16 protein-coding genes are annotated in these 12,218 nt (G+C 40.3%); 3 read left to right on the top strand and 13 right to left on the bottom strand.

Translation table 11 applies throughout. The features are described 5' to 3' along the window. Positions 1 to 369 precede the first annotated feature (369 nt). Complete coding sequence (locus tag MHH31_RS06915) at positions 370 to 747, top strand: hypothetical protein (protein WP_008345156.1); 378 nt, start codon at positions 370 to 372, stop codon at positions 745 to 747. A gap of 47 nt (positions 748 to 794) precedes the next feature. On the opposite strand, the gene moaD is transcribed toward MHH31_RS06915, so the two are convergent. Genes moaD through MHH31_RS06885 form a run of 6 tightly spaced genes read right to left on the bottom strand, consistent with a single transcriptional unit; the run spans position 795 to position 4,925 of the window. Next, positions 795 to 1,028: a molybdopterin converting factor subunit 1 gene (moaD, locus tag MHH31_RS06910; RefSeq protein WP_008345159.1), complete on the bottom strand. Its 234-nt coding sequence runs from the start codon at positions 1,026 to 1,028 to the stop codon at positions 795 to 797. Next, positions 1,021 to 1,512 (bottom strand): molybdenum cofactor biosynthesis protein MoaE, encoded by a 492-nt coding sequence (locus MHH31_RS06905; RefSeq protein ID WP_008345161.1) that lies wholly within the window; start codon positions 1,510 to 1,512, stop codon positions 1,021 to 1,023. The genes moaD and MHH31_RS06905 overlap by 8 nt, the downstream gene beginning before the upstream one ends. Continuing rightward, entirely contained in the window at positions 1,505 to 2,032 is a 528-nt protein-coding gene (gene mobB / locus MHH31_RS06900) for a molybdopterin-guanine dinucleotide biosynthesis protein B (RefSeq protein ID WP_024719560.1), read from the bottom strand. Before mobB ends, MHH31_RS06905 begins: the two co-directional genes overlap by 8 nt. Continuing rightward, positions 2,014 to 3,288 (bottom strand): gephyrin-like molybdotransferase Glp, encoded by a 1,275-nt coding sequence (gene glp / locus MHH31_RS06895; RefSeq protein WP_342495405.1) that lies wholly within the window; start codon positions 3,286 to 3,288, stop codon positions 2,014 to 2,016. The genes mobB and glp overlap by 19 nt, the downstream gene beginning before the upstream one ends. A 9-nt stretch (positions 3,289 to 3,297) precedes the next feature. After that, positions 3,298 to 4,314 (bottom strand): thiazole biosynthesis adenylyltransferase ThiF, encoded by a 1,017-nt coding sequence (locus MHH31_RS06890; RefSeq protein WP_138278466.1) that lies wholly within the window; start codon positions 4,312 to 4,314, stop codon positions 3,298 to 3,300. A 29-nt stretch (positions 4,315 to 4,343) separates the two neighbouring features. Further along, on the bottom strand, positions 4,344 to 4,925 hold the full coding sequence (locus tag MHH31_RS06885; RefSeq protein WP_172793300.1) for a molybdenum cofactor guanylyltransferase: 582 nt from the start codon (positions 4,923 to 4,925) through the stop codon (positions 4,344 to 4,346). 83 nt (positions 4,926 to 5,008) lie between these two features. Here MHH31_RS06885 and MHH31_RS06880 point away from each other — a divergent pair, with 83 nt between their 5' ends. Then, entirely contained in the window at positions 5,009 to 5,926 is a 918-nt protein-coding gene (locus tag MHH31_RS06880) for a sigmaE regulated sporulation protein (RefSeq protein ID WP_342495404.1), read from the top strand. Between the two features lie 62 nt (positions 5,927 to 5,988). Here MHH31_RS06880 and MHH31_RS06875 read toward each other — a convergent pair whose 3' ends face one another. The 3 genes from MHH31_RS06875 to ahpA all read right to left on the bottom strand — a co-directional run bounded on the left by MHH31_RS06875 (position 5,989) and on the right by ahpA (position 8,329). After that, complete coding sequence (locus MHH31_RS06875) at positions 5,989 to 6,570, bottom strand: hypothetical protein (RefSeq protein WP_007498648.1); 582 nt, start codon at positions 6,568 to 6,570, stop codon at positions 5,989 to 5,991. A 482-nt stretch (positions 6,571 to 7,052) separates the two neighbouring features. Continuing rightward, positions 7,053 to 7,511, bottom strand: a complete 459-nt coding sequence (locus tag MHH31_RS06870) for a TlpA disulfide reductase family protein (RefSeq protein ID WP_008345174.1) — start codon at positions 7,509 to 7,511, stop codon at positions 7,053 to 7,055. Between the two features lie 275 nt (positions 7,512 to 7,786). Beyond that, entirely contained in the window at positions 7,787 to 8,329 is a 543-nt protein-coding gene (gene ahpA, locus MHH31_RS06865) for a biofilm-specific peroxidase AhpA (protein ID WP_007498654.1), read from the bottom strand. A gap of 271 nt (positions 8,330 to 8,600) precedes the next feature. On the opposite strand from ahpA, the gene MHH31_RS06860 reads away from it, so the two are divergent. Further along, the gene (locus tag MHH31_RS06860) at positions 8,601 to 9,410 is read left to right on the top strand and encodes a mechanosensitive ion channel family protein (RefSeq protein ID WP_058337402.1); all 810 of its coding nucleotides are present in this window, start codon (positions 8,601 to 8,603) and stop codon (positions 9,408 to 9,410) included. A gap of 22 nt (positions 9,411 to 9,432) precedes the next feature. On the opposite strand, the gene MHH31_RS06855 is transcribed toward MHH31_RS06860, so the two are convergent. From MHH31_RS06855 to MHH31_RS06840, 4 genes are all read right to left on the bottom strand, one after another. Further along, positions 9,433 to 9,675: a YkuS family protein gene (locus tag MHH31_RS06855; RefSeq protein WP_024424725.1), complete on the bottom strand. Its 243-nt coding sequence runs from the start codon at positions 9,673 to 9,675 to the stop codon at positions 9,433 to 9,435. Between the two features lie 50 nt (positions 9,676 to 9,725). Continuing rightward, positions 9,726 to 10,904 (bottom strand): N-acetyldiaminopimelate deacetylase, encoded by a 1,179-nt coding sequence (locus tag MHH31_RS06850; RefSeq protein ID WP_144665315.1) that lies wholly within the window; start codon positions 10,902 to 10,904, stop codon positions 9,726 to 9,728. A gap of 34 nt (positions 10,905 to 10,938) precedes the next feature. Then, positions 10,939 to 11,649: a 2,3,4,5-tetrahydropyridine-2,6-dicarboxylate N-acetyltransferase gene (gene dapD / locus MHH31_RS06845; protein ID WP_008347987.1), complete on the bottom strand. Its 711-nt coding sequence runs from the start codon at positions 11,647 to 11,649 to the stop codon at positions 10,939 to 10,941. A 109-nt stretch (positions 11,650 to 11,758) separates the two neighbouring features. Continuing rightward, positions 11,759 to 12,217, bottom strand: coding sequence for a flavodoxin (locus tag MHH31_RS06840; protein ID WP_008347989.1), 459 nt, complete (start codon positions 12,215 to 12,217; stop codon positions 11,759 to 11,761). Position 12,218: the final 1 nt, after the last annotated feature.

The raw sequence follows: 12,218 nt of genomic DNA, 5'->3' as shown, positions 1-12,218 counted from the left end.
TCATGAACGACATCCTTCAAATGATACTTGGACCGACCATATTCATATGAAAAAATCATGATTTTACTGACTGAAAAACATTTTATGAAGTAAACAACATGTCTTTCGGAATAAATATCCTTTTCCTTTGGATTCAGATGGTCTCAGTTAGACACAACAATTTTTTGTTAAAATATTCCTAGTAATTTCAATGAATCCCGGCTTTATAGGACTATGTTTAGCGCCTTTTATAGAACAGATGAGCCTTTAGTATCAATACTTTCATATTAAAAAAATAAAAATAAAAGGATTTTACTTGATCAAATGTTATTTTTTCATATAATGTAAAATAGAGGTAGGTTAAATGATAGTGGAAATGGAGTCAAGTGAATGTTAAGAGAAAAATTGAAAATGCAATTGATTTTACTTTATGAAAAGGAACAAGAAGCATGGCAATACTTTCGAAAGGAAAGAGAACTGATTTATCATGAGCTCAAATTACTTGATATGAAAGAGAGCAGACCTTCTAATGACAAAATATACTACGCAGCAAGGTGTGTAGATATTATTAAAGAAAAAAAGGGAAGCATCGTGAGCACAAAAGAACTAAAAGAACAGCTTCAAGCTCAAACAGATTTCAATGTGAGACGAATCAGCGAATTGTATGATCTCATTCAACAGCTCGATCCTCACATTTCTAAAGCACGCCGGGGATGTTTTATTTACGAAGATCATACCCAAGTACCTCTACAATCTTTTCACACATAAAAAAATTGGTTACAGCCGCCGGCCATAACCAAGTCCTCTAATATCTATTATCCACCACTTACAGGAGGAATGAGTGCAACAGTGTCCCCGCTACGCACTTCAGCATTTCCCCTCGTATATATTTCGTTGACTGCAACCATCACGTTTTGTGCAGTATCAACTCCATATACCTCCTGTAATTCTATTTTAATCTCATCAACCGTTGTTTGATCTTTTTGAATGATGATTTGTTGTTTACCGGCCTTCTCAGCAAGGCCGGCGAACAATAATACGCTAATCATGCCGCTTCCCTTCTTTCTCGTTAAGTTGGAGAGTACTAGGTTTTCCTTCCGGGTATGAAACGGTTTCAAGCTGATCACCTATCCAAGCCTCTCCATCTTCCCAGTATTCCTTTTTCCAAATAGGAACGATTTCCTTTATTCGTTCAATCGCATATTCATTGGCTTCGTATGCAGCTTTCCGATGAGGTGATGAAACAGCTATTGCCACTGCAATGTCACATATCTCAAGAGTGCCAATACGATGCACAATAGCAGCTTCTGTATCGGGCCAGCGTTTTTTAATTTCTTGTCCAATTTGACTCAACATATTTTCCGCCATTGGTATGTATGCTTCATATGTTAAACGCAGCGTTTTTTTGCCATTTGTCCATTCTCTTACCGTGCCTATGAATGTCGTAATGGCTCCCGCTTTGCGTCTTGTGACATGCTGAATCAATTCATTCACATCAATTGGCTCTTTTGTGATCTTAAAAAGTTCATTCATACGAGGCTTCCCCCTTCAATAAATTAAAAGCAAATGTGATCCCGCGCTTATCAAATGCTGAAAACACAGGAAACGGGTATTTCTCAGTGAATTGTATTTCTTTATTGAAATAAATGGCTGCTTGTATATGAGAAAGTGTTGAAAGATCAATGAGTTCCTGTTCGTCTTTGACACACAGGATTTTGCGGTAAGGCGCCTGTTTGTATCCTTCGATCAAGACGGCATCTAAAGGAAGATGCTGACACATGTTGAGTAGTTGCGCGAATGTCATGTGCCGTATGAAAAAGTGACATTCACCTTCTCCCTCCACACCTGCGGCAAATGCACCCGCTTGAACATATCGATCCGTATCTTTTTGTTTGAACAGACGGTCTGGCTTTCCGCCATGTCCGTGATGTTTGAAGCAGCCTAGCTGCATTTCTTCTTCATCCGCCAGCTGACATAATTTTTCGATCAGCGTCGTTTTACCACTATTTTGATAGCCCACGACTTGTAGAATGTTTAATTTGTCATCCAACATGGAGCACCGCCTTCGTGGTGAAATAGCAGAACGCTGACCTGGTCACCTGCACTAAACCCTCTTGTTCCTCCGGGCAATACAATGAAACAATCAGCATGAGCAATAGATGTCACCGCACTAGATTTATCAAGACCTGTTGGCGTCACACTCAGCTGGCTGCCAGCGAAATCAAGTGATGCTCTAACAAATCGTGTGAACGGATTGGCTTTTGGAAAATCATGTGTCAGCTTCGCCTCAGCAAAAACGGGAAATGGATTTTCTTTCAAACACCATTTATAAATGATCGGTTTGACAAATAGTTCAAAGCCAACAAAACAGGCAGCCGGATTTCCTGACAGCCCATAAAGCACTTGACCATTTGGCAACGCAGCAACGGTCGTCACACTTCCAGGTCTCATGGCCACTTTATTAAACAACACATCTGCACCAAGTTTTTCATAAATAGCAGGTAAAAAGTCAAAATCACCTACCGATACACCACCTGTTGTGATGAGCATATCAACTTTGCTTAAGGCTGCTTTTACTGCTTCATAGCTTTGATCAAAATCATCGGATACACCGCCTAAATCAAGCGGTTCTCCTCCAGCTTCAAGAACCTGGGCGTAGACCATACTCAGGTTACTATTTCTAATTTTACCGTCCACCATGGCATCACTTACTTGTAGGAGCTCGGTGCCTGTTGAGATGATACCGATGACCGGTTTTTTGACGACCGGCACAACCGCATACCCGAACGTTGCCAATATCGCCGTCACGCCTGGGGTTACTTTTGAGCCTTTTTTGATCATGACGTTCCCTTTGAGGGTCTCTTCTCCTTGGCGAGAAATATTGTCACCCTTTTTCAGAGGTCTTTTAAGTGACATCATTGATTTACCGTCTTTTTCAAACGTTTTCGTCAATTCGAGCATGATCACAACATTTGCTCCTTTTGGAATCTTCGCTCCTGTCATGATGCGAATCGCTTGAAAAGGGCCGATCGTTTTTGCAGAAACAATACCTGCCCCTATATGATCAATGACCTCAAATTCAACCGGATGCTCGCTCGATGCATCCTTTGTATCTTCTGCTCGAAGTGCAAAACCATCATACGGAGAACGATCAAAGGCAGGAACATCGTGATCTGCTAAAATATCCTCTGCAATCCATCTTCCAAGGCTGTTCTTTAAAGGAACCCATTCGACTTGTCCATGTTTTTGAAATTGGTGGACTTTCTTTACTGCCTCTTCTACTGGAATTGGCTGTCGTCTTTCCATCACTTCTCACTCCTATATGCCTAGCAGTCTTGCTAGTAATGAATTGGCTACTTTTTCATCATTTGTCCCATGGATTAATACACGTCCTCCTTTAAAACAAACGATACGGTGTCTTTCATAGCGTATATGAATTAAAAAATCGTTCACTTCCACCTCACAAATAGAGGACAGACGCTCTTTTACATGCTGAAATGAAAGGTTTTCTAAATCCTTAGATATGATTTGAACGGTGTCACGTCCGCAAAGAACCGCTGTTTTTTTGCGCTGTTCCTGTAAATATGGATACGTTCTATTTGTGCCGCAAGAAGGACAGCTCTCCTGCTTCGTACGAGATACATCCATTTTAAACGAAGACGACTGCCACAAATCAAACGTGACAAACTTTCGCTCCATTTGCTCTTCATGCCCTGTTAAATATTTTAATGCCTCTGTTTGCTGATAAGCCGACACCATTTGGACAGCAGGAGAAATAATACCAGCTGTATCACATGTCAAACCCCCAACAGGCATTGAGGTAAACACACAGGATAAGCAAGGTGTTTTGCCCGGCAAAATGGTCATATACATTCCCTGACTGCTCACACAGGCACCGTAAATCCAAGGCGTATTTGTTTCTAAGGATAAGTCATTCATCACCATTCTTGTCTCAAAATTATCAGTCGCATCAATGACGATATCTGCCTTTCGGAATAAAGGTCTTAACAGCTCTACTCCTGCATCTTCAATAAGAGCGTGAATGGTCACTTCATGGTTGATCTCTTGGAGACGTTTTTTCGCCGCTGCCGCTTTTGGCACATGCATCTTTGCATCGTGTTCAGTGTACAGCTGCTGCCGCTGTAAATTTGAGAATTCGACATAATCACGATCTACAATCGTCAAAGTACCAATTCCTGAACGGACAAGCCCTTCAGCAGACGCTGTTCCAAGTGCACCAGCTCCAACAATAAGGACATGACTTTCGGCAAGCGCAGACTGCCCTTTTTCCCCTACCGGAGGGAACAAGATTTGCCTTGAATATCGCTCGTTCAATATTGTTCTCTCCTCCTCGTTTTTATGTATCATATCATACCGTTTTCAGGTAAATCGCTTCTTTTATTGATATTGTGAAATTCATTTGGTGCCACGTTCAGTTCGTCGGCTGGAACAACCTGGACGTGAAGTTTTTGTAATAAGTCTTTAATAGCTAATTGATTCTCTTTTAAGCACGCATAAATAAACGGAAGACTGCGGCGGTGATAAAGCGCAAATAACGGCTGTAATCTTTCCTGCACCATCGGGACCACAGCATCTACATGCTCATGGCAATAAGAAGATAAAGCGACGGCTGTCTCTTTTCGTATGAATGGCATATCACATGCCGTCACTAAATACCACTCTGCTTCTTGCTTTTGCATAGCGGTATATATGCCTGCAAGCGGGCCATACCCACGCACCTGTTCATCATCTAACCAAACAGCTTGTTCCCCTCTTGCTTTGAAAAAAGGCAGAAGCTTCGGGTGACTGATGATGATGGTTTCCCCTTTCAAAAGTTGCTCTTTCACATGTTCATATAGTGGTTTCCCCTGATAGACATGACTTGCCTTTGGCTCTCCAAAACGCCTAGAAGCACCTCCGGCTAGTATCACATTCACTATTCTCATCATCTCATCCCCTTTGATATGGTTGTTCTAATCGCACTCATTTCGCATACTTTATTGATAACATGAATAAGGAGGGTCTACCTATGAACCGGCGCCATGCTTCTCCCCTATTCCATGATCTGTCTCAAGAAAATCTATTTTTAAAAGCTGAAACGGCCAAATATCAACAGATGATTTCAGATTTACAGTCCACATATACGTATGCTAAAAACAAGAAGCTATCTCAAGAATATCATGAGATGAAAAAGGATTTCACTCAATTAAAACAGCAATTGGATGAAATGACCATTGACCAAGACGAAGCATCATCTAAAATACAGGATCTCTCTTATAGCAAATCGGAATTATTACATAAAATCGTCCTTCTTCATGAAATACTGCAAAAGGAAACCTATCATAGACGAAAAGAAACAGAGGAAAAGCACCGATTGCATTTGAAGGTTGTAAAATATAAGGAAATGTCTCAGCAACTACAGGAGCGATTACTAGATCAAGATAAACAGCTTGCAAAAGAGGAGAAAAAAGGAAATACTTTATCCGTTGTGATTGAAAAACTGCAGCAAACTCTAGGCGATAAAAACGCAGAGCTTCTTTTATTACAAGAAGGCGTGCGGCATCTACAAGAGCGTTTTTATGAAACACAAGAAAAATTACTGCAAATCGAAAAAGCAAAAGAAGCCATTTTTTATGAAACGCTCACGAGCTACCAAAAACAGTTAGCCGAAAGCGAGGAATGGATCGCTTCTCATTTTGCTGATATCGACCAGTCAGCCCAAACAAATGCCGAGCCGTTCTCACAAGAGCCTATTTTGCAAACAACCGAAGAAATAGGACCGATTTTGAAGAAACTAAACGAACAAGTAGAAACGCTCCAGGCAAAAGTTGATGCGGTGCAGCGGAGTGGAGAGGTCATGACAGTGAAGATCGATGGATTTAAAAAACAGCGCGACAACATGCCCAAAGAACGAAAGATTGTCTATACAGTTGATCAAAAAAAGTGATCAGTTCATCACGTACGCAAGAAAAAACTGCTGGCATTTACGCCCAGCAGTTTCTTTTTTATTTATTCGTCTTCTGTTTGAATGTCGCCTTCTAAAATATACTGTCCGCGATAAGGTTTCTTCACTTCTGGGTACATTTTAATTAAGCTTTGCATAAACGTTGTCATATTTGGAATTTCAAGACCGCTTTCTTTTTCAATCTCTTTTTGAAGCTCAGAGCTTTTAATTGCCGCATTATGACGCTTTAATGTTTTGATTGCAGCTTCACGAAGCTTAGCTGCCTTTGATCCAGGTCTAGCTGTGCCTCTTCTGCGTCTTGTAGATCCTTCAGGAATACCTACAGGTGCACCATTTAGCTGACCTGTTCCTAAAGATGATGTAACGTTTGACTGCGTTTGCGCAGGCTGATTGTAGCTTCTCATTTCTTGTGCAGCCAGCTCAGCTAATACAGGCAATGAATCCGTTTTTCTCTCTGTACGCACTTCTTTTTTTGTATCTGTGACGAGACCTGTACCTTGACGGTCTAATTCTCTTAGTTTTGCGTAAATCGCATCTCGTTCAATTTGATATTCACGGATGACCTTTACTTCTGCTTCGTTTAATTGTTCCAATCGTAAACGTAACGCTTCCCTCTCATTAAACAATGGATTTCCCCCTCATCATATAAAAAATATTCTATAGTAAATATTAGATTAGAAAACTAATTTTATCAACTATTTTTTTATCATTTTACAGTTTGCTATCAGATAGGTATTTCCAACTAAAATTTTGCCAAAGAAGAAAAATCGGCACCCATTTCATTGCCACTATAGGCTTTTGACCACCTTTAAAATATTGTAAAAATTTTGAATAAATGCTTATACTACTTGATTTATATAGTTATTTACCAAACTGAAATTTCTTTTGTGCAAAAACGTTCTGAATAGTAAAAAGTTAAAATCTTTACATTTTCATTTCAAAATAAAAATGTAAATAGGCCATAATACCTTTTTGTTTCAGGAAATTTTTTTAATGCAATCCCTCATTTTCTCTTTTCTTAGGCATTCCACCTACAATCATATTCATCCAGTGCAATATGTCTCCTATTTTTCCCCATGAAAAAACCCCCATTCATGGGGGGGAAAGCCTATTCTGCAGCCTTTTCAGACTCAGAAAGAACACGATTGACACGTTTTTCAAGCATTTTCATACCGCTTCCGCCAGCTTGGAAGTGGCGTAAAGCACCTGTTTTATCGAATACATAGTAAGCTGGTACATATTCGTTCTCAAATGCTTCTGTTAATTTATGGTCGCTGTCTACAAAGATTGGCTGTGTGATTTCATGCTCATTTGCAACCTCTTTGATTTTTTCTAGATCTAGGTCATCCTCTGAACGTGGCATATGAACTGCGATCACGTTTAGTTGATCCTTGTATTCATCACGGAATTGGTTCACTTGCGGCATCGCCTCTTTACAAAGGTGACAGCTAACTGACCAGAAGTGGATCAATGTTGGTTTATCACCGATTAATTCTTCTCTTGTTACTTCTCCATTTAACCATTCTTTTGCACCAGTTAGTTCTGGCATTGGTTGACGTAATTTCATTTTGAAGCGCCTCCATCCATTGTATGTCTCGAAACAAAAAGGTCTAACATCAGTTAGACCCCAGCGTGTAGACAAACCCTCGCATTCTTTGTCAGTCCTGCGTGCTGGTGCTCACGAATGTCACATTCGCTCCGCGCCCGTACTTGTCCTTCCTAGACTGCAAAGGTTTTCTATCACGCTGAAAAGAAGACAAAGGACTAAAATAAACAACATTTTAGCCCTTTGTCAACAATCTGAAGGTCTAACATCAGTTAGACTGTTTCTTCAACTATCAATTAAAGTGTTTTTTGACCAGGCTTCCAGTTCGCTGGGCAAAGTCCACCAGTTTGTAATGCTTGAAGAACACGTAGTGTCTCATCTACATCACGACCGATATTGTTGTGGAATACTGTTTGATATTGAAGTTCGCCTTCTGGGTTAATGATGAATAGACCACGAAGTGCAATTCCTTCTTCTTCAATTAAAACACCGTATTCTCTAGATACTGTGTGGTTTGTGTCAGCAGCTAGTGGGTATTTTAATTCTCCAAGACCATTGTCTTTACGATCTGTGTTGATCCAAGCAAGATGCGTATGGATTGTATCAGTAGATACACCGATGATTTCTGCATCTAAATCTTCAAACTCATCATAACGATCGCTCATTGCTGTAATTTCAGTTGGACAAACAAAAGTGAAATCCATTGGATAGAAGAAAAGAACTGTCCATTTGTCATTCTTGATGTTTTCCTCTAAACTCACTTTACCAAATTCCTTATTAGCAAGTACTGCTTCCATTTCAAAACGTGGAGCTTGTTTTCCTACAAAACGCTCTGCCATATGTAAATCCCTCCAAAAATAATATCTTTATACAGACTTCTTAGCTGTATATAAAATGAGAATCAATAGGTTAAATTCTCATTTAGTTAATAACTTCACAAATATAATTATAATACTTAAGCGATTTTTAGTCAATATTAATTAATAATAAATTTAATTAACGATTTGTCACAATCTCTCGCTCCAACTATTAAAAGTTTAACATGACTTGCATAAGGGAACAAATGATTAGCTTCTCATTTCGCACATACATAGAAAGGTTTTGAAGATCATGAAAGCACTTGAACAAGTAGATTGGGTTTCCATCATCATGAACAGCAGTATAATTTTGTTAAAACTAATCGCTATTTTTGTGATTTATTTTATCATTAGAGCGATTGGAAACAAGATGATTAAGCGTGCCTATTCAGCATTCTCTGAAAAGCATGATGTCTCTTTATCACGAGCTCAGACGCTGCAAAGTCTTACCTTAAATATTTTCGCCTACTTGCTGATTTTTATTCTAGTTGTGATGATCCTCGACTTATTTCATTATAACCCAACCGCCTTGCTGGCTGGGGCAGGTGTTGTAGGACTTGCCATTGGATTTGGCGCTCAGGGATTAGTGAGTGATATTGTGACAGGCTTCTTCATACTGCTGGAAAAACAATTTGATGTCGGCGAGTATATAACGGTTGCTGGTTTCGATGGAATCGTTGAACAAATTGGACTGAGAACAACACAGCTTAGAAGCTTTGACGGCACTCTTCATTTCATTCCGAACCGAAGTATACTTAATGTAAGCAATCATTCACGAGGGACGATGCAGGCACTCGTTGATATCGAATTATCCCCAGATGAAAATGTGGATCAGATGATCACCACTTTGCAAGCAGCCTGTGATGAAGTTCGTGAGAGCATGCCGCAAATCATCGAAGGTCCTCAAGTCGTTGGAGTGGAATCATTTGGCTCCTCATCCCTCGTCCTTCGTATCATTGCAAAAACTGAAACGATGGAGCAGTGGCGTGTCGAACGAATTCTGCGCAAAAAAATGAAAGAAGCACTTGATCTAGAAAAAGAGCAAAAAGAACCAGGATCATAAAATCCTGGTTCTTTTGTTTGTTTTATTGAACACGCTGTTCTACTTCTTGACAAATTTCATCAGCCGTCATACCTGACGCTGTAATGACAGATGCCTTTGTCGTTGTGTCTGAAATGCCAAGAACATTTGAATCTAACCCTGTAACCACATAGCAGTCACACTGATCCATTTGCTGTTCATTTTGAATACGTACGACATCATACCCTTTTTGCTTCAAAAGCTCTTCTACATCGGATAAAGATTGTTCTACACCAATTCTTGTCATAATCAAGAACACCTCCTGTTCATAAGGTGTACAGGAGACCATTTGATTATTCATTCACCTGCTTGCTTTTTAAAATAAGCCGTCATGACGTTCACAGCTGTTTCAATCGCATTTTCGTCAGGAGTCAGCTTGGCGTGGTGCAGACCATATTCTGAATCTACCCCTAACCAAAACATGAACCCAGGGTATTTTTTTAGCATGTAGCCGAAATCTTCTCCTGTCATCGCTTCTCTGCATTCAATGACATTCGCAAGCCCTTCTTCGGCTACATATGACATAAATTCCTCTGTCAAATCCTTTGAATTGTCCACTTCGTAATAAGATGAAGGGTATCGAACTGTCGCCTTGCATTCGTAGCCAATTTCAATTCCCTTTGCCAGTGCTTCAATTCGTTTTCTCACCTTTTCCATAGACTCTGGCGAGAGCGTGCGAATGGTTCCATCCAGCTTTGCGTGCTGCGCAATGATATTTTGAGCAGTGCCACCTGTAATCGTCCCAACTGTAATGACGGCACTATCAAGAGGGTCCACATTACGTGAAATCACCGATTGCAGCTGCCCTACTAATGCACTTGCAGCCACTACCATATCATTTGCTAAATGAGGGTATGCGGCATGCCCGCCTTTTCCTTCAAGATCGATCACAAGCTCACTCGTATTAGCAAATAATAGGCCCGGCTTTGTTGCAATCGTGCCGACTGGATATTCAGGTGCAATATGCAGCGCTGTAATAAAGTCTGGCGTCCACTTTTTTAGAACATCACTTGCAAGCATTGGTTCAGCTCCGCCTGGCCCTTCTTCTGCCGGTTGGAAAATAAATAGCAGATCTTCTTTGATTGGCTGATGCACGAAATGATCAATGATACCAAGAGCAATGGTCATATGAAGATCATGTCCACATGCATGCATGTTGCCCTCATGTACCGATTGAAATGGGTAGCCCGTTTCTTCAGGGATAGATAATCCGTCCATATCTGCACGATACGCAAAGACGCGCGTAGGATTTGTCCCTTTTACTTTCACAAAAAGTCCAGTCCGCCATGTTTCCATCTCGATTCGATCTGTTGGGTACGATTCGAGATGCTTGATGAGGTAAGCTTGTGTTTTAAATTCCTTAAAACCAAGCTCAGGAATTTGGTGCAAATCTCTTCGAATGGATATTAATTGCTCACGATTTAACAAGTGAACTCGCTTCCTTTCCTCTATACGAATAAGACGTGGATATATCATCCACGTCTATGTCTTCAGCTGAGAATTGTGTCAATTAAAGCTGACGCAGTTCTTGTTTGATTTCAGTTTTACCTTTTGTTTTTTCATCAATGTCTTTGATTTTCTTTGCAGGTGTACCTGCTACAACCGTGTAAGGCTCGACATCGTTCACAACGATCGCTCCAGCTGCTACAACTGCACCTTTCCCAATTGTCACACCTTCTAAAACAACAGCGTTTGCACCGATGACAACATCATCTTCTACTACAACTGGCTTAGCAGAAGGCGGCTCAATAACACCTGCAAGAACAGATCCCGCACCGATATGACAGTTCTTACCTACTGTCGCACGGCCGCCAAGAACAACGTTCATATCAATCATCGTACCTTCACCGATGACTGAACCGATATTAATAGAAGCACCCATCATGATGACTGCATTATCGCCAATTTCCACTTGATCACGAATGATTGCACCTGGCTCAATACGTGCTTTGATGTTTTTCAAATCCAACATAGGAATCGCAGAGTTACGACGGTCATTTTCCACGACAACATCTTCAATTTTGTCTTTGTTTGATGCTAGAGCTTCTTGAATTTCGCTCCACTCACCGAAGACAACACCAGTATTACCTGTGATAAATGTTTTTGCATGTTCACCAAATTCAATACCTTCTAAGTCCCCTTTAATGTAGACTTTAACAGGTGTTGATTTTGTACTATTTTGAATAAATGAAATAATTTCATTAGCGTCCATTTGTTTCATGTATGTATGTCCTCCTCTTAATTTATACTTCATTACTGTACCAAAGGAGAGTTTTAATGACAAGTGAAAGAATTGTCTGCGCCTTGGCAAATAAAACAAGCGGGCCTATTTATCCCGCTTCTTGCTGGTGAAGATGAACAAATTGTCTACCAAAAGAAATCAATTCCTCTTCCTCGTTTCCTTCTGGATTCAGCTCAATTTTGATGGATGGTAGGACGATATCACCGCCCAGCTCCTTCACTTTTTCTTCAATTAAATCCACAGCTCCACAAAAATGTTCATAAGATGTATCTCCAGAACCGAATACAGCAAATGCTTTACCCGTCAAATCAAGCTCTTCCATTTCCTCATATAGATCAATAAAATCATCTGGAAGATCACCATCTCCCCAAGTATATGCACCTAACAGAATGTGCGAGTAATCATGAAGAAGTTCAGCATCAATATCCATCGCTTCATGCCGGTCCACGCTAGCCCCAGCTTCCTTTAATCCTTTTTCGATTAAATCAGCCATTGCTTCTGTATTTCCTGACATTGTGGCATACACCAATAAAACTTTTTTCGTCACT

This window comes from Bacillus sp. FSL K6-1033 (assembly GCF_038630765.1).
In the GTDB taxonomy this organism is placed as follows: domain Bacteria; phylum Bacillota; class Bacilli; order Bacillales; family Bacillaceae; genus Bacillus; species Bacillus altitudinis.
This window is presented reverse-complemented; position numbering and strand designations above follow the sequence as displayed.